Here is a 23,504-nt window from a genome sequence, read left to right on the forward strand (position 1 = left end):
CGAGAAGATGCCACGCAGTCTCAAGAAGGGCCCCTTCGTTGACGACCACCTGCTCCGCAAGGTCGTCGTACAGAACGAAGCCGGTTCCAAGAACGTCATCAAGACCTGGTCACGCCGGTCGATGATCATCCCAGCCATGCTGGGCCACACGATCGCCGTTCACGACGGTCGCAAGCACATCCCCGTGTTCATCACGGAGACCATGGTCGGTCACAAGCTCGGCGAGTTCTCGCCGACGCGTACCTTCCGCGGACACGTGAAAGACGACAAGAAGGGTCGTCGCCGCTAACGCGGTGGCGTAAGGAGGAGAGAAATGGTGGAGTCGATCGCACGCGTGCGTCACATCCGCGTCACCCCCATGAAAGCTCGTCGCGTCGTCAACTTGATTCGCGGCAAGCAGGCCATGGAGGCCCTGGCAATTCTGAAGTTCGCCCCGCAGGGCGCAAGCGAGCCTGTCTACAAGCTCGTCGAGTCTGCGATCGCGAACGCGAAGGTCAAGGCCGACAAAGACAACAGCTACCTCGACGAGCAAGACCTGTTCGTCGCGACGGCATTCGTCGACGAGGGTACGACCCTCAAGCGCTTCCAGCCCCGTGCACAGGGACGCGCATTCCAGATTCTGAAGCGCACCAGCCACATCACGATCGTGCTCGCCACGCCCGATGAGGTCGGCGTTGCAACTCAGGGTTCCAAGAAGGCAGGAAAGAAGTAATGGGCCAGAAAGTAAACCCCTACGGTTTCCGTCTGGGCATCACGACCGACCACGTGTCGCGTTGGTTCTCTGACAGCACCAAGGTAGGGCAGCGTTACAGCGACTTCGTCGCCGAAGACGTGAAGATCCGCAGCCTGCTCACGAAGTCGCTCGACCGTGCAGGCGTCGCCCGCATCGAGATCGAGCGCACCCGTGACCGCGTTCGTGTCGACATTCACACTGCCCGCCCGGGCATCGTGATCGGTCGGCGCGGCGCCGAGGCCGAGCGCATTCGTGCCGACCTCGAGAAGCTCACCAAGAAGCAGATCCAGCTGAACATCCTCGAGGTGAAGAACCCCGAGGCCGAAGCTCAGCTCGTGGCGCAGGGCATCGCCGAGCAGCTCAGTGCACGTGTGGCGTTCCGCCGCGCGATGCGCAAGGGCCTGCAGGGCGCCCAGCGCACCCCGAGCGTCAAGGGTGTTCGCATCCAGGTCTCCGGCCGCCTCGGTGGCGCGGAGATGAGCCGTTCGGAGTTCTACCGCGAAGGCCGTGTGCCTCTGCACACCCTGCGCGCGAACATCGACTACGGCTTCTACGAGGCGAAGACCACGTTCGGCCGCATCGGTGTGAAGGTCTGGATCTACAAGGGCGACATCACCAACAAGGAGCTTGCTCGCGAGCAGGCGAACCAGAAGTCAACGCGCCCCGAGCGTCGTGACGACCGTCGTGACGGTGGCGACCGCCCCCGTCGCAACGCGGCTCCGACCAGTGCGCCCAAGGCAGACGCCGCCCCCGTGGCAGCTGTAGGAGTTGAGGCCTAACTATGTTGATTCCACGCAGAGTCAAGCACCGCAAGCAGCACCACCCCGGCCGTAGCGGCCAGGCAACCGGTGGCACCACCGTGTCATTCGGCGAGTGGGGCATTCAGGCCCTCACCCCGGCTTATGTGACCAACCGGCAGATCGAGTCCGCTCGTATCGCCATGACGCGTCACATCAAGCGTGGCGGAAAGGTGTGGATCAACATCTACCCCGACCGCCCGCTCACCAAGAAGCCGGCCGAAACCCGCATGGGTTCCGGTAAGGGTAGCCCCGAGTGGTGGATCGCGAACGTCAAGCCAGGTCGTGTACTTTTCGAGCTCTCCGGTGTCTCTGACGTCGTTGCTCGTGAGGCGCTCACCCGTGCAATTCACAAACTGCCTTTGAAGGCACGCATCATCAAGCGCGAGGAGGGCGACGCATAATGGCGATCGGCTCAAAAGAGCTCACCCCGGTCGAGCTCGACACATTCGAAGATTCACGTCTCGCAGAAGAGCTGCGCAAGGCTAAAGAAGAGCTGTTCAACCTGCGCTTCCAGTCGGCCACCGGCCAGCTCGAAAGCCACGGCCGCCTGCGCGCCGTGAAGCGCGACATCGCCCGCATCTACACGATCGTTCGTGAGCGCGAGCTGGGCATCCGTGCCACGCCCGCCCCCGTCGAGGTCGTGCCGGCTGCTGCGGCGCCCAAGAAGACCCGCAAGGCGAAGGCCGCTGACGTCGAAGAGACCGAAGCGCCCGCAGCCGAGGCTGAGGTCGTCACCGACACAACTGAGGAGGCCAAGTAATGGCTAAGACTGAAGCACCCGCTGCAGTTGAGACTGTTGCCGCGCCCGATCACGAGCGCGGTTACCGCAAGACCCGTCGTGGCTACGTCACCAGCGACAAGATGGAGAAGACCATCGTCGTCGAGGTCGAAGACCGCGTGAAGCACCCGCTGTATGGCAAGGTCATCCGCCGCACCTCCAAGGTGAAGGCGCACGACGAGAACGGCTCTGCCGGTATCGGCGACCTGGTGCTCATTTCCGAGACCCGTCCGCTGAGCGCTACCAAGCGCTGGCGCCTGGTCGAGATTCTCGAAAAGGCCAAGTAAGCGCCGCGCGCTTGCTTACCTCTCGATAGGAAGAGTAGAAAATGCTTCAGCAGGAATCCCGAGTCAAGGTTGCCGACAACACCGGTGCCAAAGAGCTCTTGACGATTCGCGTTCTCGGTGGCTCCGGCCGTCGGTACGCCGGCCTCGGTGACATCATCGTGGCGACCGTCAAAGACGCCATCCCCGGCGGCAATGTCAAGAAGGGTGACGTCGTCAAAGCCGTCATCGTTCGCACCAAGAAAGAGACCCGTCGTGTCGACGGCTCTTACATCAAGTTCGATGAGAACGCCGCTGTGATCTTGAAGACCGATGGTGACCCCCGTGGCACCCGCATCTTCGGCCCGGTCGGTCGCGAGCTTCGCGACAAGAAGTTCATGAAGATCATCTCGCTGGCACCGGAGGTTATCTAAATCATGGCGAACATCAAGAAGGGTGACCTGGTTCAGGTCATCTCGGGCGCTACCCAGGAACGCGGCGGAGACCGCGGCAAGCAGGGTCGTGTCATCGAAGTACAGGTCGAGAAGAACCGCGTGATCGTCGAAGGCGTGAACTACGTCAAGAAGCACGTGCGTGTCGGCCAGACCCAGCGCGGCACCAAGACCGGTGGCATCGAGACCGTCGAGGCCCCGATCCACGTGTCGAACGTCGCTCTCGTCGACCCCGAGACCAAGAAGCCGACCCGCGTCGGGTTCCGCGTCGAGCAGGTCACCAAAGACGGCGTCACCAAGAACGTTCGCGTTCGCTACGCCAAGAAAAGCGGCAAGGACATCTAATGACTGACACAGCAACTGCGCCCGCGGCTGGCGCTGAGTCTATTTCTCGGCCCCAACCGCGCCTGAAGCAGAAGTACAAGAACGAGATCGTTCCCCAGCTCACGAAAGACTTCAGCTTCACGAACATCCACCAGGTTCCCGGCCTCATCAAGGTCGTCGTGAACACCGGTGTCGGTGAGGCAGCCCGTGACGGCAAGATCATCGACGGCGCTGTGCGCGACCTGACTGCAATCACGGGTCAGAAGCCGCAGGTCACCAAGGCCCGCAAGTCGATCGCTCAGTTCAAGCTGCGCGAGGGCCAGCCCATCGGCGCCCACGTCACGCTTCGTGGCGACCGCGCCTGGGAGTTCCTCGACCGGCTGCTGTCGCTCGCGCTTCCCCGCATCCGCGACTTCCGCGGCCTCTCCGACCGCCAGTTCGACGGTCAGGGCAACTACACGTTCGGCCTCACGGAGCAGTCCATGTTCCACGAGATCGATCAAGACAAGATCGACCGCGTTCGCGGTTTCGACATCACTGTCGTGACCACGGCCAAGAACGACGACGAGGGTCGCGCGCTGCTCAAGGCGCTCGGCTTCCCGTTCCGTACCGCTGACAACGCCTAATACCCGTTCTCAGCACCAGCACCACCCGCAGTAAACCAGGGTCAGCAACTCGGCCGGCCCTGGCAGAGACCACAGGTCGGCATTCTCGCAAAGGGTGTCGAAACCAGGCCAGAAGGGCAACACTCCAATGACAATGACAGATCCGGTCGCAGACATGCTGACCAGACTGCGCAATGCCAACTCGGCATTCCACGACTCCGTGTCGATGCCGCACAGCAAGCTCAAGTCGCACATCGCCGACATCCTCAAGAGCGAGGGTTACATCTCCGCGTGGGATGTCAAAGACGCAGAGGTCGGCAAGACGCTGACCCTTTCGCTGAAGTTCGGTCCGAACCGTGAGCGCTCCATCGCGGGCATCAAGCGCGTTTCGAAGCCCGGGCTCCGCGTGTACGCGAAGTCGACCGAGATCCCCACCGTTCTCGGTGGCCTCGGTGTCGCTATCCTCTCTACTTCGTCGGGTCTTCTGACCGACCGCCAGGCCTCACAGAAAGGCGTGGGTGGGGAAGTCCTCGCCTACGTGTGGTGATCACTGATGTCACGTATTGGAAGACTGCCGATCGAGATTCCTGCCGGAGTCGACATCACCATCAACGGTCAAGATGTGAAGGTCAAGGGCCCGAAGGGTGAGCTCGCGCTCACCGTCAAGGCTCCCATCGAAGCGAAGATCGAAGACGGCCAAGTGCTCGTCACCCGTCCCGACGACGAGCGCGAGTCGCGTTCGCTGCACGGGCTGACCCGCACGCTCATCGCCAACCAGATCATCGGAGTCACCCAGGGTTACACCAAGGGCCTCGAGGTTGTCGGTACCGGTTACCGTGTCGCCGCCAAGGGCGCGAACATCGAGTTCGCACTCGGCTACTCCCACTCCATCACCGTCGAGCCGCCCGCGGGCATCAGCTTCACGGTCGAGGGTGTCAACAAGCTCACTGTCAGCGGTATCGACAAGCAGGCTGTCGGCGAAGTAGCTGCCAACATTCGTAAGTTGCGCAAGCCAGAGCCCTACAAGGGCAAGGGTGTGCGCTACGCCGGCGAGGTCGTTCGTCGCAAGGCCGGAAAGAGCGGTAAGTAATCATGGCTACTGGAACAAGAGGCAAGAGCAAGGCTGCTGCACGCGGCCGTCGCCACGACCGTCTTCGCAAGAAGGTCGAGGGTACCGAATTGCGCCCGCGCCTGGTCGTCACCCGTTCGGCCCGGCACGTCTTCGTGCAGGTCGTCGACGACAGCAAGGGTTTCACCCTGGCGTCGGCTTCGACTCTCGAACCAGACCTGCGCACCTTCGATGGTGACAAGTCGGCCAAGGCCCACAAGGTGGGCGAGCTCGTCGCCGAGCGCGCCAAGGCCGCCGGCGTCGAAGCAGTCGTCTTCGACCGCGGTGGTAACCGGTACGCCGGTCGCGTCGCGGCAGTCGCCGACGGCGCTCGAGAGGGCGGACTAGACCTGTGAGTGACGAAAAAGCAAAGGAAGCTGACGTGGCAGAAGCTACGACCGCTCTGGCCGTTACGGCCGAAGCGACAAGAACCGAAGCGCCTGCAGCCCAGAACGAGCCTCGTGAGGCTCGTCGCGGTGGCCGTGAGCGCAACCCGAACAAAGACCGCGGATCGCGTGACTCTGAGAAGAGCCAGTTCCTCGAGCGCGTCGTCACCATCAACCGCGTCTCCAAGGTGGTGAAGGGTGGTCGTCGCTTCAGCTTCACCGCTCTCGTCGTCGTCGGTGACGGCAACGGCCTGGTGGGCGTCGGCTACGGCAAGGCCCGTGAGGTGCCGACCGCTATCTCGAAGGGCGTCGAAGAGGCGAAGAAGAACTTCTTCCGCGTTCCCCGCGTCGGCAACACCATTCCGCACCCCGTTCAGGGTGAAGCGGCTGCCGGTGTTGTTCTGCTGCGCCCCGCCGCTGCAGGTACCGGTGTTATCGCCGGTGGTCCTGTGCGCGCGGTGCTGGAGTGCGCAGGCATCCACGACGTTCTGAGCAAGTCGCTCGGCTCGTCGAACACCATCAACATCGTTCACGCAACGGTCGAAGCCCTCAAGCAGCTCGAAGAGCCCCGCGCCGTGGCAGCACGCCGTGGCCTGCCGCTCGAGTCGGTTGTTCCTGCTCGCCTGCTGCGTGCGCAAGCTGAGGCCGACTCGGCCGCAGCTCTCGCAAAGGTAGGTGCGTAATGGCAACGAGCCTCAAGATCACGCAGATCAAGTCCAAGATCAGCGAAAAGCAAGACCAGCGCGACACCCTGCGTAGCCTCGGTCTTCACCGCATCGGCCAGTTCGTCGTGCGCGAAGACAACTCGCAGAACCGCGGCTATGTTCGCCACGTCGCTCACCTGGTGAAAGTCGAGGAGATTGACTAATGGCTGAAGAACAGAACGACGCTACCGAGGTAGCGCCCAAGAAGGCACCTGCCGCAAAGGCAGCGCCGAAGGCGAAGGCCGAACCCAAGACCGAGACTGCGACTGCTGCGAAGGCCCCCAAGGCCGCCGCAGCGAAGGCAGAGAAGTCGACCGACGAGGCTCCTAAGGCCGCGAAGGCGACCAAGGCTCCCGCAACCAAGGCCGCCGCTGCATCCACCACGGGTGCCGCAGCAACGGCTGAGACGGTCGCCGCGCCGAAGGCCGCTAAGGCTCAGGCTGCTCCCGTCGAGGCTCGCGATCAGGTACTGAAGGTTCACCACCTTCGCCCGGCCGCCGGCTCGAAGAAGGCACGCACGCGTGTCGGTCGTGGTGAAGGCTCGAAGGGTAAGACCGCGGGTCGTGGCACCAAGGGAACCAAGGCGCGCTACCAAGTGCGTGTCGGTTTCGAGGGTGGCCAGATGCCGCTTCACATGCGCACTCCGAAACTGCGCGGGTTCAAGAACCCGTTCAAGATCGAGTACCAGGTCGTGAACCTGGATCGTCTGGCCGAGCTGTACCCGACCGGTGGCGATGTCACCATTGCCGACCTCGTGTCGAAGGGTGCCGTTCGTAACAACGAGAAGGTCAAAGTTCTCGGCAATGGGGATATTGCAGTCAAGTTGAACGTCACCGTCGACAAGGTCTCCGGCTCTGCCGAGCAGAAGATCGTCGCGGCTGGTGGCTCCGTCAAGTAGAGCTGCATGCTCGTCGCGGGGGCGGCTGTCTTTCGGCAGCCGCCCTTTTTGGCCTTCTGGCCCGGCGAGTTCGAGTAGAGTCTTCGGTGGGATTCACTTCCTGCGTGACTCTGCCCGCGCACGTCTCGTTTTCACCTAGCAGGAGGCCGTTTTTTGTTTAGAGCCGTCGGCAGGATCTTCCGTACTCCGGATCTCCGCCGGAAAATTCTGTTCACGCTCGGCATCGTCGCGCTGTTCAGGCTGGGGTCGTTCATCCCCGCGCCGTTCGTCGACTTTCCGAACGTGCAAGCCTGTCTCTCCGCCAACCAGAACACGTCGGGCCTCTACGAGCTCGTCAACCTGTTCAGCGGCGGGGCACTGCTGCAGCTCTCCATCTTCGCGCTCGGCATCATGCCGTACATCACGGCGTCGATCATCGTGCAGTTGCTGCGCGTGGTCATCCCTCACTTCGAAACGCTCTACAAAGAGGGCCAGGCCGGCCAGAGCCGCCTGACCCAGTACACGCGTTACCTCACGATCGCCCTCGGCGTCCTTCAGTCGACGACGCTCATCACGGTGGCCCGAAGCGGCGCCCTGTTCGGTACGAGCACCACGACGCAGTGCACGCAGCTGATCACGAACGACGCCTGGTACGCCATTCTGCTCATGGTCATCACGATGACCGCCGGCACCGGCCTCATCATGTGGATGGGCGAGCTCGTCACCGAGCGCGGCATCGGCAACGGCATGTCGCTGCTGATCTTCACGTCGATCGCCGCTCGCTTCCCGGGCTCGCTCGTCGCCATTCAGCAGCAGCAGGGCATCGAGGTGCTGATCGTCGTGATTCTCATCGGTGTCGCCATCATGGCCGCCGTGGTGTTCGTCGAACAATCGCAGCGCCGAATACCCGTGCAATACGCCAAACGCATGGTCGGCAGGCGAACGTACGGCGGAAACAATACGTACATACCCATCAAGGTCAATATGGCCGGTGTGGTGCCCGTGATCTTCGCGTCGTCGCTGCTGTACCTGCCGGCGCTCATCGCACAGTTCAATCAGCCCAAGGCCGGCGAAGAGCCTGCTGCCTGGGTGACGTGGGTCACGAACTACCTCACGAGTGGCAACCATCCGCTCTACATGCTGCTGTACTTCTTGCTCATCGTCGGGTTCACGTACTTCTACGTCGCCATCACCTTCAACCCCGAAGAGGTGGCCGACAACATGAAGAAGTACGGCGGCTTCATTCCGGGCATCCGTGCCGGCCGGCCGACGGCTCAGTACCTCGACTACGTGCTCACGCGAATCACACTGGCCGGGGCCATCTATCTGGGCCTCATCGCTCTGATTCCGCTGATCGCCTTCGTGCTCGTGGGGGCCAACCAGAACTTCCCGTTCGGTGGCGCGTCGATTCTGATCATCGTGGGTGTCGGACTCGAGACCGTGAAGCAGATAGACTCTCAGCTCCAGCAACGCCACTACGAAGGGCTTCTGCGTTGACCCGACTCCTGCTGATAGGACCGCCCGGCTCGGGCAAAGGAACCCAGGCCGTGCGCTTGTCGCAGGCGTGTGCCGTACCCGCCATTTCGACCGGAGACATCTTTCGGTCGAATGTCGAGAAGGGCACCGAACTCGGAGTGAAGGCCGCGGAGTTCATGAACGCGGGCAAGTATGTGCCCGACAGTCTCACGAACGACCTCGTACGCAGCCGGCTCAACGACGCCGACGTCGAGGGCGGGTTTCTGCTCGACGGCTACCCGCGCACCGAAGCGCAGGTCGACGAACTCGACGACATTCTGGCTGCGACCGGGCATCCGCTCGACGTGGTGGTTCTGCTCACGGCTGACACCGATGAGATCGTGACCCGGCTGCTGAAGCGAGCCGGCGAGCAGGGGCGTGCCGACGACACCGAAGACGTCATTCGGCACCGCCTCGAGGTGTACGCCGAGCAGACGGCTCCGCTCATCGACATCTACAGCAAGCGCGGACTTGTGGTCGAGGTCGACGGTCTGGGTTCGGTCGACGACGTGACCGAACGCATCACCTCTGCACTGGATGCCCGGGGCATCACCCTGCTCGCCAGCTGACGTGGCTCGCCCTTCGATCTACAAGACCCCCGAAGAGCTGCGGCGCATGATCGCGCCGGGGTTGGCCACTCTCGCGTCGCTGGATGCAGCGCGGGCGGCCATCCGACCCGGTGTGACGACGCTCGAGGTGAACGATATCGCCGACGCGGCCATCCGCCGGCTCGGGGGAGTCTCGAACTTTCAGATGGTTCCGGGCTACCGGCACACGGTGTGTGCTTCGGTCAACGACGACGTCGTGCACGGCATCCCCGGTTCTCGGGTAATCGAGCCCGGCGACATCGTCTCCATCGACTCGGGTGCCGATGTGGGCGGCTGGAGCGGCGACTCGGCGATCACGGTCGTCGTGCCCGACCCGTCGCGGCCGGAGCTCGTGGCCGCTCGCCAGCGGCTGAGCGACGTCACCGAGGAGTCGATGTGGCGCGGCATCGCGCAGCTGGCGGTCGCCCGCCGGCTGAACGAGGTCGGCGCGGCCATCGAAGACTATGTCGAGTCGCAGGGTGACTACGGCATTCTGACGGACTACATCGGGCACGGCATCGGTCGCAGCATGCACGAAGATCCACCCGTGTTCAACTACCGGGTGCGCGCCAAAGGCCCCGAGGTGAAGCCGGGCCTGGTCGTCGCCATCGAGCCGATGATCACCGCGGGCGGCATCGAAACCTTCACGCGCGACGACGATTGGACCGTGGCGACCGTCGACGGCAGTATGGCGTCGCACTGGGAGCACTCCGTGGCTGTGCACCGTGACGGCATCTGGGTGCTGACCGCCGCCGACGGCGGACTTTCGCGCCTGGCCCCGCTCGGCATCACCCCCGTTCCCCTCGCCTGACGCCCGCCGCCGACGTCAGGAGTCCATCAGGTGCACGAGCTGCTCGATGAACGAGGCGAAGTCGTTCGAACCGCGGATGAGCTGCTGAACGTCGTCGTGCTCGGCGAATACCTCGACGAACTGGTCGAAGATGGTCTGAAACGAGCTGCGCCCATTGCCGCTGAAGGCGATCAGGGCAATGACGTTGACCCGGTTCTCGCCCCACGGCATCGGGGTGTCGTTCACCGCGATGGCGATGGCCGTCTTCGACGCCGTCATGAGCATCGAGTGCGGTACGGCGACCGAGTCGGTGAAGGCGGTCGACGACATCTGCTCGCGCTCGATGGCTCCGTCGATGTACGACTGGTCGATGATGCCGGCCCCGATCATCCGCTCGCCCAGTGCCCGGATCATGCCCGCCTCGTCGGCGGCGACCAGATTGCGAGCGAACAGGTCTTCGCTGAAGTACAGCAGCAGCTCGTCTTTCAGCTGGTGGCGACGCTGACTGCGGCGCACCCGGCTGACGGCCCTGCGGATGCTCTCGATGTCGCCATCCGTCAGAAACGGCTGCACGAGCACCACCTTGTCGCCGTAGGCGAGCGTCGGCACGGTCGTGATCACAAGGTCGGTGTCGAGCTGAGCCACGTCGACATCGGTGCGCGTCACGATGTTCGACACCCGAACGTCGTCGCCCAGCGCCCGTTCGAGGCGCCGCAGCATCATCAAATGGATGTCGTAGTAGTTCGGAAAAACGAGCGTCGCCGTGAGCATCTCTTCGCGCCGGGCCCGCCGTTCGAGATGCGACCCGACGTGCAGCGCAATGTAGGCGATCTCATCGTCGCTCACCACAATGCCCTCTTTGCGCTGGATCTCGCTGGCAATGAACACCGCGAGCTCGTACGTCATCGGGTACGACGTCTTGATCGACCGCGTCATCGGGTTTCGCGAGAACGAGCTGATGCGGGCCCGCGCCACCAGGTTGCGTACGTGCAGCGCCAGCCGCACCGCGAATTCGTCGTCGTCGAGGTCGATCAGGTACTGCTCGCTGGCGCGTCGGGCGACGTGGCGAATGAACTCCACGTCGTCGGTGAGGCCGAGTTCGTCGGTCTGCACTTCCACCGGCAGGTCGTGCCCGGGCGTGATGACCCGGGTCGTCAGCAGCAGCACGAGGTGGTCGAGGTCGGCGTCAGAGAGCGAGACGGCGAAGTGGTGGTCGACGAGCGCCAGGATGCCCGCGGAGATGTCTGCCGAATCAGAGACCGGTGCCGTGACCGACTCCAGTACCCGGTCTTTCGAGATGCGGTCGACAGCGATAGCCACGTGCAGCAGCACGCTGTCGAGCCCGTATTCGTTGACGAAGTAGCCCCGGGCATCGAGCAGGGCGAGCAGATCGGTCTTGAACGAACGCAGGTTCTCTGACTCGAACTCCTGCTGAATGCGATCGAGCTCGAGAAACCCGCGAGCACTCTCGTTGCGGAACATGCGGCTGATCAGCTTGCGCCGATTCTCTTCGCTGCCCTGAACGGTGACGCTGCTTGCGGCTCGCACGAGGGTGAGCTCCGACTCGTCGAGCAATGCCTTGACCTTGCGCAGGTCGGCCTCGATCGTCGACTCGCTCACGAACAGCGCCTCGGCGAGGTCGTAGACATCGAGGCCGCCCTGAGCATCCAGGAGTCGCTTGACCAGTTGATACAGCCGATCGCGCGGCGTCTCAGGCTCAGACCGCTTGCCCGAGCCGCGCACGTATTCGGCGTAGGCGTCGCGGTTCAGCCGGTAACCGCCGGCCGACGACGTAATGATGTCGAGGGGTTCCGCAGCCGCTTTCGCCGCCGTGACATAGCTGCGCACACTGCGTGTCGTGACGCCGAGCCGGTCGGCGAGCTGGCTCGAGGTGATCCAGCCGTCGTTCTGGGCCAGGTACTCGAGCAGCAGCGTTCGTCGGTCGGTCATTCGTGAAACTCTAGACACCTTTCCGCCGGGGCGGAAAGTTTCTTGCTGGAAGCGATGCACGATCCCCTCCACACTGACATGTGTACACGCACACGTTCTGCACAGCGGGCTCACCGAGTGAGGCTGCCGGGCAGAAGCACGATCCGCGCAAGGAGGCGAGAACCGTGAAGAAAATACTCGTGGTCTGCGGCGCCGGGGCGTCGAGCACGTTTCTCGCGCACCGCATGCGCAAGCTCGCCGCCGAACGCCGCCTCGAGCTGACCATCAAGGCCGCGAGCCAGCAAGGGCTCGACGAGCGCCTGCCGGAGTTCGATGCCCTTCTTGTCGGCCCGCATCTCGCCGCCGATTTCGACGAACTCGAACTTCTCGCGTCACGCTTCGGGGTCGAAGCCGCCCTGCTGCCCGACAGCGTCTTCTCCGATGGTGGCGACAGCGCTGCCCTCGAGCTGGCGCTCGGCCTTCTCATCCCTCAACAACCGAAAGAACTGTCATGACCGAACGCACCGCACAGATCGCTTCGTCTCACGGGCTGCACGCGCGCCCGGCCTCGCTGTTCACCCAGGCCGTCATGAAGTCGGGTGTCAAGGTGAACATCGCCAAGCCCGAGGGCAAGCAGGTGAACGCGGCGAGCATTCTCGGCGTCATCTCACTCGGAATCGAGAGCGGCGACACGGTCACCCTCACTGCCGAGGGCGACAATGTCGATACCGTGCTCGACGAGCTCGTCTCGATGCTGGAGCGCGACCTCGATGCCGAGTAACACTCTCGCCACGCGCATCCTGCACGGTGCCGGCATCGGTCGCGGCCTGGCCGTCGGCCGGGTGGTGCGGATGCCCGATCCGCTGCCCGAACCGGCGAACACCGCCTCGGCGCTCGCCCCCGCTGCCGAGCTGACCCGGGCATCCACCGCCCTCGCCGAGACGGCCGCCGACATTCGCGAGCGTGGCGCCCGTGCCGGTGGAACCGCCCACGACGTTCTCGAGGCCCAGGCGTTCATGGCCGAAGACCCGACGCTCGCCGACGATGTCGAGGCGCGCCTGCAGACCGGTCTCACCGCAGAACGGGCCGTGTTCGAGGCGCTCGCCGCATTCCGCGACCTGCTCATCAGCATGGGCGGCTACATGGCGGAGCGCGCGACCGACCTCGACGACGTGTCGCAGCGGGTCATCGCCCACCTGCAGGGCGTCGCGGCGCCGGGCATCCCCGACCCTGACTTCGCGTTTGTGCTCGTCGCCCGTGACCTGGCGCCCGCCGACACGGCCCTGCTCGACCTCACGAAGGTGCTCGCCCTCGTGACGGGGGAGGGCGGCCCCACCTCGCACACCGCCATCTTGGCGCGCGACAAGGCGATCGTCGCCGTCGTCGGGGCAACGGATGCCCTGCAGCTCTGTGAGGGTGAAACCGTCATCGTCGATGCGGCCGCAGGTACGGTGCGGGTCGCTCCGGCTGCCGACGAGATCGCGGCTGCAGAAGCCGAGCTCGCCGAGCGCCGGGCGCGCCCCGTCGCTGCGGTCGGGGCCGGTCTGCTGGCCGATGGAACCCGCATTCCGCTGCTCGCCAACCTCGGCTCGGCCGATGCTGCCGCCGACGCGGTGGCCAAGGGCGCCGAAGGTGTCGGGCTGTTCCGCACCGAGTTTCTCTTTCTCGACGCTCAATCGGCCCCGACGGTCCAGGCGCAGCAGGAGCAGTACACGAAGCTGCTCGCGGCCTTTCCCGGCAAGAAGGTGGTGGTGCGGGCGCTCGACGCCGGCGCCGACAAGCCGCTGAGCTTTCTCAACGATTCGCCCGAAGAGAACCCGGCCCTCGGCCTGCGCGGTCTGCGGGCTCTGCGAGCGAACGAGCAGATTCTGCGCGACCAGCTCACCGCCCTCGCCAACGCCGACGCGGTCACCGACGCCGACCTCTGGGTCATGGCCCCGATGGTGTCGACGGTCGAAGAGACACGGTATTTCACCGCTCTCGGCCGCGAGCTCGGCCTGAAGACGCTCGGCGTCATGGTGGAGGTGCCGTCGGCGGCTCTGCTGGCCGACCGGATTCTGGCCGATGCCGACTTCGCCAGCATCGGCACCAACGACCTCACCCAGTACACCCTCGCGGCCGACCGGCTGCTCGGCTCGGTCGCCGCCTTCCAAGACCCGTGGCATCCCGCGGTGCTGCGGCTCGTCGGTGAGGTAGGTCGGGCCGGCGCCGCGCTCGGCAAGCCTGTGGGGGTCTGCGGTGAGGCCGCGGCAGATCCCTTGCTCGCGGTGGTTCTGGTCGGGCTCGGTGTCACCACGCTGTCGATGTCGCCGGCGGCGCTGGCAGATGTTCGCACCGAACTCGCGCAGTTCACCCTTGAGCAGGCACAGCGGTTCGCCGACCTCGCGTTGGCGGCCAACTCAGCATTCGAGGCCCGCGCCGCGGTACTCGAAGTATCCCAACACCCATCACACCAAAACAAAGGAGCGGGGCAATGACAACGTTGTCACAACCACAGGTCGGCGGTGACGCCGCCAAGAAGGGCGGCGCGCGCGTCGTCGTACAGCGGTTCGGTACCTTTCTCAGCGGCATGGTCATGCCGAACATCGCGGCGTTCATCGCCTGGGGGCTGATCACGGCGCTGTTCATCCAGACCGGCTGGCTCGCCCAGTTCGGCATTCTGGTGCCCGTGATCGGCGGGTTCCCGAACGCCGACGGTACGGCGAACGTCGGTCTGGTCGGCCCGATGATCACGTATCTGCTTCCGCTGCTCATCGCGAACACGGGTGGGCGGATGATCTACAACACCCGAGGCGGTGTCGTCGCCGTCATCGCCACAATGGGTGTCATCGTGGGCAGCCCGGTTCCCATGTTCATCGGCGCCATGATCATGGGGCCGCTGGCCGCGTACATCATGAAGCAGGTCGACAAGCTGTGGGCGGGCAAGATCAAGCCCGGCTTCGAGATGCTCGTCGACAACTTCTCGGCCGGTATTCTCGGCGCGCTGTTGGCGATCGGCGGATTCTTTCTCGTCGCCCCGCTCATCACCGCACTGAGCAACGCGCTCGAGAGTGCGGTCAACTGGCTGGTATCGATGTCATTGCTGCCACTCGCGAGCATCTTGGTAGAGCCCGGCAAGGTGCTGTTCCTGAACAACGCGATCAACCACGGTGTGTTCACTCCGCTGGGTGTGCAGCAGGTCACCGAGAGCGGCAAGAGCGTGCTCTTCTTGATCGAAGCGAACCCTGGTCCCGGTGCGGGCATCCTGCTCGCCTTCGCCGTGTTCGGGGTGGGCCTGGCCAAGGCCAGCGCTCCCGGCGCCTTCATCATTCAGTTCTTCGGTGGAATCCACGAGATCTACTTTCCGTACGTGCTGATGAAGCCGCTGACGATCATCGCGGCGATTCTCGGTGGCATGACCGGCGTCTTCGTGAACGTGCTGTTCCAGACGGGTCTGCGGGCACCGGCCTCACCGGGCAGCATCATCGCGATCTTGCTCGAGGCCACACCCGACAGTTACGTCGGAGTGATTCTGTCGGTCATCCTCTCGGCCGCCGTGTCGTTCACGGTCACCGCGGTCATTCTGCGGGCGAGCCGAAAGCGTGACCTCGCCAACGAGAACGCCGGCGACCTGAGCGCCGCGATCGCCCAGACCGAGGCGAACAAGGGCAAGGCGAGCAGCGTGCTCGGCCACCTGCAGGCCGACGGACTGGCCAACGAAGCGGCCGCACTCGCCGACCTCGAGAGCCGTGACCCCGACTCGGCCGAGCTCGTGGAGCGTTCGCAGGAGTCGCAGAGCATCAGCGCCATTCACGACATCGTGTTCGCGTGCGACGCGGGCATGGGATCCAGCGCCATGGGCGCCTCGGTCTTGCGCAACAAGATCAAGAAGGCAGGCATCACTGACGTTACTGTGGTGAACAAGGCGATCAGCAATCTGACCGACGACGAAGACCTGGTGATCACTCACCAAGACCTCACCGCCCGGGCCCGGTTGCAGTCGCCGAGCGCAGAGCATGTCTCGGTCGACAACTTCATGTCGAGCCCGAGATACGACGAGATCGTCGGATTGCTGCAGCGTCAGAACGACAAAGAGAAGGCGTAATAGCGTCTGCTCCCGTAACGGCCGGGTGACCGGCGACCAATAAGCAAGAGGAGCCCAGAAGTCATGAGCGAGAACGTCTTGAGCCTGACATCGATCAAGGTCAACGGAAGCGCATCGACCAAAGAAGAGGCGATCGCCGAAGCGAACGACCTGCTCTTGGCCGCCGGTGCAGTGACGAACGAGTACCTGGCGTCGATGCTCGAGCGCGAGAAGTCGGTCTCGACCTACATGGGCAACTACCTGGCGATTCCGCACGGCACGAACGAGGGCAAAGACGCGATTCTCGCCTCTGCGCTCTCGTTCGTGCGGTACTCCAAGCCGATCGACTGGAACGGCGAAGAAGTGCGGTTCGTGGTCGGCATCGCCGGCAAAGAGGGCGGTCACCTCGACCTGCTCTCGAAAATCGCCATCATCTTCAGCGATGAAGACGAGGTCGAAAAACTGCTGAAGGCACCGAGCGATGAAGCGATCTTCGCGCTGCTCGGTGACGTGAACGAAGACTAGAAGAAACAGGAACCACATGAAAGCCGTACATTTCGGAGCAGGCAACATCGGGCGCGGGTTCGTCGGGTTGATTCTGCACAATGCCGGCTACGAAGTGGTTTTCGCCGACGTCAACGCGGAGTTGATCGATGCGCTGGCGTCGGCCCCCAGCTACAGGGTCTTCGAGGTCGGCATGACGCCGGCAACGCACACGGTCGACAACTTTCGCGCCGTGAACAGCGCGACCGACGAAGCCGCGGTGGTCGCCGAGATCGCCACGGCCGACATCGTGACCACGGCCGTCGGCCCGAACATCCTGCGCTTCGTGGCGCCGCTCATCGGGCGCGCGCTCGCTCAACGCTCTGCCGCGCTACCGCCGCTTCAGGTGATGGCCTGCGAAAACGCCATCAACGCAACGGATGCTCTGCGGGGGCACATCGAAACCTCGCTCGGCGCCGCGGTCTTCGCTTCGGTGTCGGCGGCTGCCGTGTTCGCGAACACCGCCGTCGACCGCATCGTGCCCGGCCAGGCAGCGGATGCCGGACTCGACGTCACCGTCGAGGACTTCTTCGAGTGGGCCATCGAGGCGCCGCCGTTCGGCGAGGCGCTGCCCACGATTGCCGAGGCGCACTTCGTCGCAGACCTGGCGCCGTACATCGAGCGCAAACTCTTCACCGTGAACACCGGCCACGCGGCGACGGCGTACCTCGGCTACAAAGACGGTGTGCGTTCGATTGCCGAGGCGATCGCCATTCCCGATATCTTCGCGGCGGTCAAGGCGGCGCTGCATGAGACAGCGACACTGTTGGTGGCCAAGCACGAATTCGAGCCGAACGTGCAAGAGGCGTACCTCGAGAAGAACCTCGCCCGGTTCGCCAACCCGTATCTGCCCGACACGGTCGATCGCGTCGGGCGTGCGCCGCTGCGCAAGCTGAGCCGGAATGAGCGATTCATCGGCCCCGCTGCACAACTGGCCGAGCGGGGAATCCAGCCGACCGCACTGCTGCACGTGATTCGCGCGGCGCTGGAGTTCGACTACGTCGATGACCCGGAGGCCGTCGAACTGCGGGCCCTGCTTACGAGCCGCAGCGCAGCGGGGGCCGTCGAGGCCGTCACCGGAATTTCTCACGGGCATCCACTGTTTGAATCATTGGTGGAAACGTTCGGATCGGTGCAAACCGAGCTCTGAGCGGTCGATGGTGCGGCACAATATACACCTGTATTTGTGCTAGGCTCGATCTTTGGTGTTTCGAGCGTGTTGAACGTGTAAAAACGTGCGCGCCAATCACACCGCAAAAACAACGCACGACCAGTTATCAATACTTTAAACGACAGTGAGTTATGGCCAAAAAAGACGGTGTCATCGAGATCGAGGGCGCAGTGGTCGAGGCTCTTCCCAACGCGATGTTTCGTGTTGAGTTGACCAACGGACACAAAGTTCTTGCCCACATTTCGGGCAAGATGCGACAGCACTACATCCGCATCCTTCCAGAGGACCGCGTGATCGTGGAGCTCAGCCCCTACGACCTCACCCGTGGTCGTATTGTCTACCGCTACAAGTAACGAGTATTGATCGCTGGAAAGTAACGGCCTGTCACATCTGACGGGTACGAAGACAGCGAAAAGGAAAATCATGAAGGTCAACCCCAGCGTCAAGCCGATCTGCGAGCACTGCCGCGTCATTCGCCGCAACGGCAACGTTATGGTCATCTGCAAGTCGAACCCGCGCCACAAGCAGCGCCAGGGCTGAATTTTGACCGCATAGCGGTCAAAATTCAATGCCAATGGTTTTGTCAGCGCACGCGCTCACAAAACGTATAAAGCTCTGCAGAACACATTCTTACAAGTGAATATCGAAGCTAGATAGCAAGGTCAGAACCCGGGCGACGAAAGTTTCCCGGGGGACACCTGCGGTTGGAGGCCGCAGCACCGCCCTTGCCCCACACCTCCACTCATCTACAGGAGACATGCCACCATGGCACGTATTGCAGGAGTAGACATTCCGCGCGACAAGCGCGTGGAGGTCGCACTGACTTACATCTACGGCGTCGGCCACACTCGGGCTCTTCAGACCCTTGCTGACACCGCAATCGACGGCGACACCCGCGTCAAAGACCTCACCGACGAGCAGCTGCTCGCTCTGCGTGAGCACATCGAAGGCACCTACAAGGTTGAAGGTGACCTTCGCCGTGAGGTCGCAGCCGACATTCGCCGCAAGGTCGAGATCGGCAGCTACCAGGGTATTCGTCACCGTCGCGGTCTTCCCGTTCACGGGCAGCGCACCAAGACCAACGCTCGTACCCGCAAGGGCCCGAAGCGCACCGTTGCAGGCAAGAAGAAGGCCCGATAGCCAACACTTCTGCCTCTGGGCTGCTCGCCCGGGGCACAAGTACGGCATCGCCATAAACGTTTTAGGAGAACACCATGGCAGCACCAAAATCGGCCGCTCGTAAGCCGCGTCGTAAAGAGAAGAAGAACGTTCCCGTGGGCCAGGCCCACATCAAGTCGACGTTCAACAACACCATCGTCACCATCACCGACCCCTCAGGCGCCGTTCTGAGCTGGGCTTCGTCAGGCACCGTCGGCTTCAAGGGTTCGCGCAAGTCGACCCCGTTCGCCGCGCAGCTGTCGGCTGAGTCCGCTGCTCGTCAGGCGCAGGAGCAGGGCGTCAAGAAGGTCGACGTTTTCGTCAAGGGCCCGGGTTCGGGCCGTGAGACCGCGATCCGCTCGCTTCAGGCCGCCGGCCTCGAGGTCGGTTCGATCAACGACGTCACCCCGCAGGCGCACAACGGTTGCCGCCCGCCCAAGCGCCGTCGCGTGTAGTCCTCTTCCTTTCTTGCCCCAGCGGCGTGACGCGTTTTCGTGTCGCGCCGCTGAGGCCGTTCACTTTGAAAATTCAATAACGTCGGGCTCGCCACCCGCATCGCAAACGCAAGTGTCATATAGCGGACACTTAGCCGAAAGGAATCCACAGTGCTTATTGCACAGCGTCCCACGCTCACCGAAGAGAACATCTCCGAGTTCCGTTCGCGGTTCGTCATCGAACCGCTCGAACCCGGCTTCGGTTACACCCTCGGTAACTCACTTCGTCGCACCCTGCTCTCGAGCATTCCGGGAGCGGCTGTCACGAGCATCCGTCTCGACGGCGTGCTGCACGAGTTCAGCACCATTCCCGGTGTGAAAGAAGACGTCACCGAGATCATTCTGAACATCAAGGGCCTCGTCGTCTCGAGCGAGCACGACGAGCCGATCACGGCCTACCTGCGCAAGCACGCGTCGGGCCAGGTCACCGCGGCCGACATCTCGGCTCCGGCCGGTGTCGAGATCCACAACCCTGAGCTGGTCATCGCCACCCTGAACGACAAGGCGAAGTTCGAGCTCGAGCTCATCATCGAGCGTGGCCGTGGCTACGTGTCGTCGACTCAGAACCGCAGCGAGTTCAGCGAAGCCGGCCAGATTCCGATCGACTCGATCTACTCGCCCGTGCTGAAGGTCACCTACCGCGTCGAGGCGACTCGTGCCGGTGAGCGTACCGACTTCGACCGCCTGGTCGTCGACGTCGAGACGAAGCCGGCCATCACGCCGCGCGACGCCATCGCCTCGGCCGGTCGTACGCTGACCGAGCTGTTCGGTCTCGCTCGCGAGCTGAACACCGCCGCAGAGGGCATCGAGATCGGCCCCGCGCCGGTCGACGCCGTGCTGTCGAGCGAACTCGCCGTGCCGATCGAAGACCTCGATCTGTCGGTTCGTTCGTACAACTGCCTCAAGCGTGAGGGCATCAACACCGTCAGTGAGCTCGTAGCGCTGTCGGAGACGCAGCTCATGAACATCCGCAACTTCGGCCAGAAGTCGGTCGATGAAGTCAAAGACAAGCTCGTCGAGCTTGGCCTGTCGCTGAAAGACACTGTTCCCGGTTTCGACGGGGCGCACTTCTACGGCGGCTACGACGACGAGAACATCTAACCTTTACGAGATTCGCGCGGGCCTCCCGCACTGATTTCACCGCACTCACTGGAGAAAAGAAATGCCAACCCCAACTAAAGGGCCCCGCCTCGGCGGCGGGCCGGCGCACGAGCGCCTGCTGCTCGCGAACCTCGCAGCACAGCTGTTCACGCACAAGAGCATCAAGACCACCGAGACGAAGGCCAAGCGCCTCCGCCCGGTAGCCGAGCGCCTCATCACGTTCGCGAAGAAGGGCGACCTGCACGCTCGTCGTCGTGTTCTCGCGACCATCGGCGACAAGACCGTCGTGCACGAGCTCTTCACCGAGATCGCGCCGCTGGTCGCTGAGCGTGATGGCGGTTACACCCGCATCACGAAGCTCGGCTTCCGCAAGGGCGACAACGCGTCGATGGTGCAGATCGAGCTCGTTCTCGAGCCCGTCACGCCGAAGGTGCGCTCGACCCGCGGCTCTGCTGCCGCGGTCGCCGAGCCCGTCGAAGAGCCTGCTGTCGACGAGGCCGCTGAGGCCGAGGTTGCCGACGCCGAGGTTCCCGCTGAAGAGACCGACGCGGTCGAGACCAGCGAGCCTGTTGCCGAAGAGGCGCCCACCGAGGCTGCCGCCGAGGTCGAGGCCGAAGCTGCCGAGAAGGCAGACGACAAGTAACACGTGACCTAGGTCGCGAAAGCCCCGAACGGCCGATTGCGCCGTTCGGGGCTTTTGTTTCGACGCACCCGATTCGATAGGCCTCTTGAATGACGACCCACCACCCCGACATACCAGCGGCAGACGACCCGGTACTCGACCGTTCGGTACTGTTCGATGATTCTGTGCTGTTCGACGGCCCCGTGGTGCGCATTCTGGATCGACGCGTTTTTCCGCAGACCGTGTCGTGGGTGACGGCGTCGTCTGCCGAAGAGGTGGCCACGGCCATCCGCGACATGGTGACGCAGAGCTCGGGACCGCTGTTCGCGGCCTACGCGGCCATGGAGTTGACCGCGCATCAGGTGGCAGGGTTGCCACGGGATGCCGCGCTCGAGCGTCTCGCGTACGCCGGCGGCGTCGTGGCGACCGCACGGCCCACGAACAACCATCCCCGCGAAGCGGTGAACCGCGTGCTCGACGCGGTGGCGGGCGAGCAGTCCACGGCCGCAGTGGTGAGCGCCGCGCTGGAAGCGGTGCGTTCGGGCCAGGAGTTGTATCGTGCCCGAAGCCGAACGCTCGGCCGGCAGACGGTGGCGCTGCTCGACGACGGAGCGAGCATCCTGACCCACTGTTGGATGGATACGTACCTCATCGAGCTCGTGCGTGCCGCCCGCGAGGTGGGTAAGTCGTTTCGCTGGATCGCCACCGAGACGCGGCCGTACCTGCAGGGCGCGCGGCTGACCGCGCATACCCTCGCTGAGATGGGGGAGCGCGTGACGCTGATCACCGACGGCATGGGTGCCGCTGCGCTGGCCGGAAACACCTCGCTCGGGCCGATCGACGCGCTTGTGACGGCTGCCGACCGGGTGAGTCTCGACGGCAGCGTGGTGAATAAGGTGGGCACGCTCGGCCTTGCGGTCGCTGCGGCGGCCTTCGAGGTGCCGTTCTACGCCCTGGTGCAGGCGCCCGACGAGAATGCCGCGACCGCGAGCGACATCGTGGTCGAGCAGCGTGATCCGGCCGACGTGTTGTCGACGCTGGGGCGCCGCACGGCATCCGAGTTGGTGACGGAGGCGTGGTATCCCGCGTTCGACGTGACTCCGCCGCGGTTCGTGACGGGCATCGTGACCGATCGGGGTGTGTTTGCACCCGGTGCGGTTAGCGACTATTTCGCCGAATCGTCTCGCCCGGTTTCGAGCGAACCGAATCACCGGGTTTCGAATACGGCGTCGACCGGAGCGCGCTCGTGACCGCCGAACCGCTGGAGTACGATCTGCTCGTTACTCGCGACGACGTGGTCGCCTACCTCGACTCGGTCGGCCTACTCGGCCTGGTGAGTGCGGATGCGGCCTCCGCCGAGGTGGTCGAAGTGACCGCCGGCAACATGAACCGCGTGTTCATCGCTCGCGGTTCGCTCGGCAGCGTCGCGATCAAGCAGGCGCCGCCGTGGGTTCAGGTGGCGGGGCCGGGGTGGCCGATCGATCCGGGGCGCATCGCGTCGGAAGCGCGCACGTATGAGCGGCTGCAGGCGCGGGTGCCGGAGTCGATTCCCACGATCATCCACTTCGACGAGGCTCGGTACGTGCTCGTGATGCAAGACCTGTCGCAGTTCAGCGTACTTCGCGACGTGCTGGTGGCTGAGCTCGCCGGCCGAACGGTGGGTGCGGATGCCCGTGCCGACGCCGAGCGCGACGGGCTGTTCGAGCGCTTCGACTGGGGGCTCGTCGGCGACGTGGTCGGCCGGTTCGTGGGCGAGCTGACCCGCTCGACGAGCCTGGAGGTGCTGGGGGCCGACGCGTTCGCTTCGCTTGTGGCCGAGGCAGCGAACCCCGAGCTGTGTGCGCTCACCATCGACGTGGTGTTCGACGAGCCGTATCGAGAGCATGAGCACAACCACTGGCACTCGGCTCTGGATGAGCGGGTGCGAGCCCTTTACGGCGACACAGCCGTGCGGGCATCCGTGGCGCGCTTGCGTGACACGTTCGAGAGCCGGCCGCAGGGGCTGCTGCACGGCGACCTGCACACCGGTTCCGTGATGGTCATGGCGGGTGCGGCTGGGAGCACCGGTGAGCAGCAGACCAAGATCTTCGACCCGGAGTTCAGTTTCGTCGGGCCGGTGGGCTTCGATCTCGGGCTGTTCTGGGCCAACATGCTGATCGCCGGCATTGCGGCTCGGGCGCTGGGAGATGTCGAGGTCGCACTGGCTCGCGAGGCCGCTCTTTCGCGCAGCCTCGACGCTTTTGCTACGAGCTGGGGCGACGACGCATCGCTCGCCAGCATCGAGGCCGACGCGTGGGGCTTCGCTGGCCTCGAGCTGATGCGCCGAGCCGCCGGCTACTCGCACGCGGCCGATCTCGAGACCTTGCCGCCCGAGGTGGCGGGTGCCGCGGCGGTCGAGCTGTTCGACCGCGCGCGGGCGCTCATCCTGGGTGCGGGCTCGGCCACGGGCATCCATCGCCGAGCGAAGACCCCCGCCATCCATCTCAAGAGGGATTGACAGA

33 protein-coding genes are annotated in these 23,504 nt (G+C 64.1%); 32 read left to right on the forward strand and 1 reads right to left on the reverse strand.

All coding sequences use genetic code 11. From position 1 onward, the window contains the following. The first annotated feature begins 7 nt into the window (after positions 1–7). From rpsS to map, 18 genes are all read left to right on the forward strand, one after another. Positions 8–289: a 30S ribosomal protein S19 gene (gene rpsS, locus LQ955_RS00500; protein WP_104242462.1), complete on the forward strand. Its 282-nt coding sequence runs from the start codon at positions 8–10 to the stop codon at positions 287–289. Between the two features lie 24 nt (positions 290–313). Further along, positions 314–712, forward strand: coding sequence for a 50S ribosomal protein L22 (gene rplV, locus LQ955_RS00505; RefSeq protein ID WP_231026305.1), 399 nt, complete (start codon positions 314–316; stop codon positions 710–712). Continuing rightward, the gene (rpsC, locus tag LQ955_RS00510) at positions 712–1,512 is read left to right on the forward strand and encodes a 30S ribosomal protein S3 (protein ID WP_231026306.1); all 801 of its coding nucleotides are present in this window, start codon (positions 712–714) and stop codon (positions 1,510–1,512) included. Before rplV ends, rpsC begins: the two co-directional genes overlap by 1 nt. Before the next feature lie 2 nt (positions 1,513–1,514). Further along, on the forward strand, positions 1,515–1,934 hold the full coding sequence (rplP, locus tag LQ955_RS00515) for a 50S ribosomal protein L16 (protein ID WP_136641104.1): 420 nt from the start codon (positions 1,515–1,517) through the stop codon (positions 1,932–1,934). After that, on the forward strand, positions 1,934–2,293 hold the full coding sequence (gene rpmC / locus LQ955_RS00520; RefSeq protein ID WP_231026307.1) for a 50S ribosomal protein L29: 360 nt from the start codon (positions 1,934–1,936) through the stop codon (positions 2,291–2,293). The genes rplP and rpmC overlap by 1 nt, the downstream gene beginning before the upstream one ends. Next, positions 2,293–2,598 carry a 30S ribosomal protein S17 gene (gene rpsQ, locus LQ955_RS00525; protein ID WP_231026308.1) on the forward strand — a complete coding sequence of 102 codons (306 nt, stop codon included), beginning with the start codon at positions 2,293–2,295 and terminating at the stop codon, positions 2,596–2,598. Before rpmC ends, rpsQ begins: the two co-directional genes overlap by 1 nt. A 41-nt stretch (positions 2,599–2,639) precedes the next feature. Beyond that, on the forward strand, positions 2,640–3,008 hold the full coding sequence (gene rplN / locus LQ955_RS00530) for a 50S ribosomal protein L14 (RefSeq protein ID WP_231026309.1): 369 nt from the start codon (positions 2,640–2,642) through the stop codon (positions 3,006–3,008). A 3-nt stretch (positions 3,009–3,011) separates the two neighbouring features. Then, positions 3,012–3,371: a 50S ribosomal protein L24 gene (gene rplX / locus LQ955_RS00535; RefSeq protein ID WP_231026310.1), complete on the forward strand. Its 360-nt coding sequence runs from the start codon at positions 3,012–3,014 to the stop codon at positions 3,369–3,371. After that, on the forward strand, positions 3,371–3,976 hold the full coding sequence (gene rplE, locus LQ955_RS00540) for a 50S ribosomal protein L5 (RefSeq protein ID WP_231026311.1): 606 nt from the start codon (positions 3,371–3,373) through the stop codon (positions 3,974–3,976). Before rplX ends, rplE begins: the two co-directional genes overlap by 1 nt. Before the next feature lie 127 nt (positions 3,977–4,103). Next, positions 4,104–4,502 carry a 30S ribosomal protein S8 gene (gene rpsH / locus LQ955_RS00545; RefSeq protein WP_231026312.1) on the forward strand — a complete coding sequence of 133 codons (399 nt, stop codon included), beginning with the start codon at positions 4,104–4,106 and terminating at the stop codon, positions 4,500–4,502. Between the two features lie 6 nt (positions 4,503–4,508). After that, positions 4,509–5,045, forward strand: a complete 537-nt coding sequence (gene rplF, locus LQ955_RS00550) for a 50S ribosomal protein L6 (RefSeq protein ID WP_231026313.1) — start codon at positions 4,509–4,511, stop codon at positions 5,043–5,045. A gap of 2 nt (positions 5,046–5,047) precedes the next feature. Further along, positions 5,048–5,419: a 50S ribosomal protein L18 gene (gene rplR, locus LQ955_RS00555; RefSeq protein WP_231026314.1), complete on the forward strand. Its 372-nt coding sequence runs from the start codon at positions 5,048–5,050 to the stop codon at positions 5,417–5,419. 26 nt (positions 5,420–5,445) lie between these two features. Further along, positions 5,446–6,132: a 30S ribosomal protein S5 gene (gene rpsE, locus LQ955_RS00560; protein WP_390623410.1), complete on the forward strand. Its 687-nt coding sequence runs from the start codon at positions 5,446–5,448 to the stop codon at positions 6,130–6,132. Continuing rightward, positions 6,132–6,317: a 50S ribosomal protein L30 gene (rpmD, locus tag LQ955_RS00565; RefSeq protein ID WP_104242488.1), complete on the forward strand. Its 186-nt coding sequence runs from the start codon at positions 6,132–6,134 to the stop codon at positions 6,315–6,317. Before rpsE ends, rpmD begins: the two co-directional genes overlap by 1 nt. After that, positions 6,317–7,051, forward strand: a complete 735-nt coding sequence (gene rplO, locus LQ955_RS00570; protein WP_231026315.1) for a 50S ribosomal protein L15 — start codon at positions 6,317–6,319, stop codon at positions 7,049–7,051. Before rpmD ends, rplO begins: the two co-directional genes overlap by 1 nt. A gap of 153 nt (positions 7,052–7,204) precedes the next feature. Then, entirely contained in the window at positions 7,205–8,527 is a 1,323-nt protein-coding gene (gene secY, locus LQ955_RS00575; protein WP_231026316.1) for a preprotein translocase subunit SecY, read from the forward strand. After that, positions 8,524–9,114, forward strand: coding sequence for an adenylate kinase (locus LQ955_RS00580; RefSeq protein ID WP_231026317.1), 591 nt, complete (start codon positions 8,524–8,526; stop codon positions 9,112–9,114). Before secY ends, LQ955_RS00580 begins: the two co-directional genes overlap by 4 nt. After that, positions 9,083–9,943 carry a type I methionyl aminopeptidase gene (gene map / locus LQ955_RS00585; RefSeq protein WP_255713668.1) on the forward strand — a complete coding sequence of 287 codons (861 nt, stop codon included), beginning with the start codon at positions 9,083–9,085 and terminating at the stop codon, positions 9,941–9,943. Before LQ955_RS00580 ends, map begins: the two co-directional genes overlap by 32 nt. Positions 9,944–9,958: 15 nt before the next feature. Here map and LQ955_RS00590 read toward each other — a convergent pair whose 3' ends face one another. Beyond that, positions 9,959–11,872, reverse strand: a complete 1,914-nt coding sequence (locus tag LQ955_RS00590; protein ID WP_231026318.1) for a BglG family transcription antiterminator — start codon at positions 11,870–11,872, stop codon at positions 9,959–9,961. A 164-nt stretch (positions 11,873–12,036) separates the two neighbouring features. Between LQ955_RS00590 and LQ955_RS00595 the strand changes: the two genes are divergently transcribed. The 14 genes from LQ955_RS00595 to LQ955_RS00660 all read left to right on the forward strand — a co-directional run bounded on the left by LQ955_RS00595 (position 12,037) and on the right by LQ955_RS00660 (position 23,500). Further along, positions 12,037–12,366, forward strand: coding sequence for a PTS sugar transporter subunit IIB (locus LQ955_RS00595; protein ID WP_231026319.1), 330 nt, complete (start codon positions 12,037–12,039; stop codon positions 12,364–12,366). Next, positions 12,363–12,632: an HPr family phosphocarrier protein gene (locus LQ955_RS00600; protein ID WP_231026320.1), complete on the forward strand. Its 270-nt coding sequence runs from the start codon at positions 12,363–12,365 to the stop codon at positions 12,630–12,632. Before LQ955_RS00595 ends, LQ955_RS00600 begins: the two co-directional genes overlap by 4 nt. A gap of 70 nt (positions 12,633–12,702) precedes the next feature. After that, on the forward strand, positions 12,703–14,328 hold the full coding sequence (gene ptsP / locus LQ955_RS00605; protein ID WP_231028215.1) for a phosphoenolpyruvate--protein phosphotransferase: 1,626 nt from the start codon (positions 12,703–12,705) through the stop codon (positions 14,326–14,328). Then, on the forward strand, positions 14,325–15,935 hold the full coding sequence (locus LQ955_RS00610; RefSeq protein WP_231026321.1) for a PTS mannitol transporter subunit IICB: 1,611 nt from the start codon (positions 14,325–14,327) through the stop codon (positions 15,933–15,935). The genes ptsP and LQ955_RS00610 overlap by 4 nt, the downstream gene beginning before the upstream one ends. A 63-nt stretch (positions 15,936–15,998) precedes the next feature. Beyond that, positions 15,999–16,439 carry a PTS sugar transporter subunit IIA gene (locus LQ955_RS00615; RefSeq protein WP_231026322.1) on the forward strand — a complete coding sequence of 147 codons (441 nt, stop codon included), beginning with the start codon at positions 15,999–16,001 and terminating at the stop codon, positions 16,437–16,439. A gap of 16 nt (positions 16,440–16,455) precedes the next feature. Beyond that, a complete protein-coding gene (locus LQ955_RS00620) occupies positions 16,456–17,607 on the forward strand; it encodes a mannitol-1-phosphate 5-dehydrogenase (protein WP_231026323.1) in 1,152 nt (383 codons plus the stop codon). A gap of 152 nt (positions 17,608–17,759) precedes the next feature. Continuing rightward, positions 17,760–17,981, forward strand: coding sequence for a translation initiation factor IF-1 (gene infA, locus LQ955_RS00625; RefSeq protein ID WP_022883252.1), 222 nt, complete (start codon positions 17,760–17,762; stop codon positions 17,979–17,981). Between the two features lie 70 nt (positions 17,982–18,051). Further along, positions 18,052–18,168 carry a 50S ribosomal protein L36 gene (rpmJ, locus tag LQ955_RS00630; protein ID WP_104242511.1) on the forward strand — a complete coding sequence of 39 codons (117 nt, stop codon included), beginning with the start codon at positions 18,052–18,054 and terminating at the stop codon, positions 18,166–18,168. A gap of 225 nt (positions 18,169–18,393) precedes the next feature. Next, positions 18,394–18,768: a 30S ribosomal protein S13 gene (gene rpsM, locus LQ955_RS00635; protein ID WP_188675332.1), complete on the forward strand. Its 375-nt coding sequence runs from the start codon at positions 18,394–18,396 to the stop codon at positions 18,766–18,768. 74 nt (positions 18,769–18,842) lie between these two features. Continuing rightward, complete coding sequence (gene rpsK, locus LQ955_RS00640; RefSeq protein ID WP_136641125.1) at positions 18,843–19,241, forward strand: 30S ribosomal protein S11; 399 nt, start codon at positions 18,843–18,845, stop codon at positions 19,239–19,241. 150 nt (positions 19,242–19,391) lie between these two features. Next, positions 19,392–20,381 (forward strand): DNA-directed RNA polymerase subunit alpha, encoded by a 990-nt coding sequence (locus LQ955_RS00645; RefSeq protein WP_116283869.1) that lies wholly within the window; start codon positions 19,392–19,394, stop codon positions 20,379–20,381. Between the two features lie 61 nt (positions 20,382–20,442). Beyond that, complete coding sequence (gene rplQ / locus LQ955_RS00650; RefSeq protein ID WP_231026324.1) at positions 20,443–21,024, forward strand: 50S ribosomal protein L17; 582 nt, start codon at positions 20,443–20,445, stop codon at positions 21,022–21,024. Positions 21,025–21,113: 89 nt separating this feature from the next. Next, a complete protein-coding gene (locus LQ955_RS00655) occupies positions 21,114–22,253 on the forward strand; it encodes a translation initiation factor eIF-2B alpha/beta/delta subunit family protein (RefSeq protein WP_231026325.1) in 1,140 nt (379 codons plus the stop codon). Then, positions 22,250–23,500: a phosphotransferase gene (locus LQ955_RS00660; RefSeq protein WP_231026326.1), complete on the forward strand. Its 1,251-nt coding sequence runs from the start codon at positions 22,250–22,252 to the stop codon at positions 23,498–23,500. Before LQ955_RS00655 ends, LQ955_RS00660 begins: the two co-directional genes overlap by 4 nt. Positions 23,501–23,504: the final 4 nt, after the last annotated feature.

Source organism: Subtercola endophyticus (genome assembly GCF_021044565.1).
Lineage (GTDB): Bacteria > Actinomycetota > Actinomycetes > Actinomycetales > Microbacteriaceae > Subtercola > Subtercola endophyticus.

Bases quoted from the DNA above. Each gene is read 5' to 3' on its own strand.
- rpsS (WP_104242462.1), top strand. From the start codon at position 8: ATGCCACGCAGTCTCAAGAAGGGCCCCTTCGTTGACGACCACCTGCTC.
- rplV (WP_231026305.1), top strand. From the start codon at position 314: ATGGTGGAGTCGATCGCACGCGTGCGTCACATCCGCGTCACCCCCATG.
- rpsC (WP_231026306.1), top strand. From the start codon at position 712: ATGGGCCAGAAAGTAAACCCCTACGGTTTCCGTCTGGGCATCACGACC.
- rplP (WP_136641104.1), top strand. From the start codon at position 1,515: ATGTTGATTCCACGCAGAGTCAAGCACCGCAAGCAGCACCACCCCGGC.
- rpmC (WP_231026307.1), top strand. From the start codon at position 1,934: ATGGCGATCGGCTCAAAAGAGCTCACCCCGGTCGAGCTCGACACATTC.
- rpsQ (WP_231026308.1), top strand. From the start codon at position 2,293: ATGGCTAAGACTGAAGCACCCGCTGCAGTTGAGACTGTTGCCGCGCCC.
- rplN (WP_231026309.1), top strand. From the start codon at position 2,640: ATGCTTCAGCAGGAATCCCGAGTCAAGGTTGCCGACAACACCGGTGCC.
- rplX (WP_231026310.1), top strand. From the start codon at position 3,012: ATGGCGAACATCAAGAAGGGTGACCTGGTTCAGGTCATCTCGGGCGCT.
- rplE (WP_231026311.1), top strand. From the start codon at position 3,371: ATGACTGACACAGCAACTGCGCCCGCGGCTGGCGCTGAGTCTATTTCT.
- rpsH (WP_231026312.1), top strand. From the start codon at position 4,104: ATGACAATGACAGATCCGGTCGCAGACATGCTGACCAGACTGCGCAAT.
- rplF (WP_231026313.1), top strand. From the start codon at position 4,509: ATGTCACGTATTGGAAGACTGCCGATCGAGATTCCTGCCGGAGTCGAC.
- rplR (WP_231026314.1), top strand. From the start codon at position 5,048: ATGGCTACTGGAACAAGAGGCAAGAGCAAGGCTGCTGCACGCGGCCGT.
- rpmD (WP_104242488.1), top strand. From the start codon at position 6,132: ATGGCAACGAGCCTCAAGATCACGCAGATCAAGTCCAAGATCAGCGAA.
- rplO (WP_231026315.1), top strand. From the start codon at position 6,317: ATGGCTGAAGAACAGAACGACGCTACCGAGGTAGCGCCCAAGAAGGCA.
- map (WP_255713668.1), top strand. From the start codon at position 9,083: ATGCCCGGGGCATCACCCTGCTCGCCAGCTGACGTGGCTCGCCCTTCG.
- LQ955_RS00590 (WP_231026318.1), bottom strand. From the start codon at position 11,872: ATGACCGACCGACGAACGCTGCTGCTCGAGTACCTGGCCCAGAACGAC.
- LQ955_RS00600 (WP_231026320.1), top strand. From the start codon at position 12,363: ATGACCGAACGCACCGCACAGATCGCTTCGTCTCACGGGCTGCACGCG.
- ptsP (WP_231028215.1), top strand. From the start codon at position 12,703: ATGCCCGATCCGCTGCCCGAACCGGCGAACACCGCCTCGGCGCTCGCC.
- LQ955_RS00610 (WP_231026321.1), top strand. From the start codon at position 14,325: ATGACAACGTTGTCACAACCACAGGTCGGCGGTGACGCCGCCAAGAAG.
- LQ955_RS00615 (WP_231026322.1), top strand. From the start codon at position 15,999: ATGAGCGAGAACGTCTTGAGCCTGACATCGATCAAGGTCAACGGAAGC.
- LQ955_RS00620 (WP_231026323.1), top strand. From the start codon at position 16,456: ATGAAAGCCGTACATTTCGGAGCAGGCAACATCGGGCGCGGGTTCGTC.
- infA (WP_022883252.1), top strand. From the start codon at position 17,760: ATGGCCAAAAAAGACGGTGTCATCGAGATCGAGGGCGCAGTGGTCGAG.
- rpmJ (WP_104242511.1), top strand. From the start codon at position 18,052: ATGAAGGTCAACCCCAGCGTCAAGCCGATCTGCGAGCACTGCCGCGTC.
- rpsM (WP_188675332.1), top strand. From the start codon at position 18,394: ATGGCACGTATTGCAGGAGTAGACATTCCGCGCGACAAGCGCGTGGAG.
- rpsK (WP_136641125.1), top strand. From the start codon at position 18,843: ATGGCAGCACCAAAATCGGCCGCTCGTAAGCCGCGTCGTAAAGAGAAG.
- rplQ (WP_231026324.1), top strand. From the start codon at position 20,443: ATGCCAACCCCAACTAAAGGGCCCCGCCTCGGCGGCGGGCCGGCGCAC.
- LQ955_RS00655 (WP_231026325.1), top strand. From the start codon at position 21,114: ATGACGACCCACCACCCCGACATACCAGCGGCAGACGACCCGGTACTC.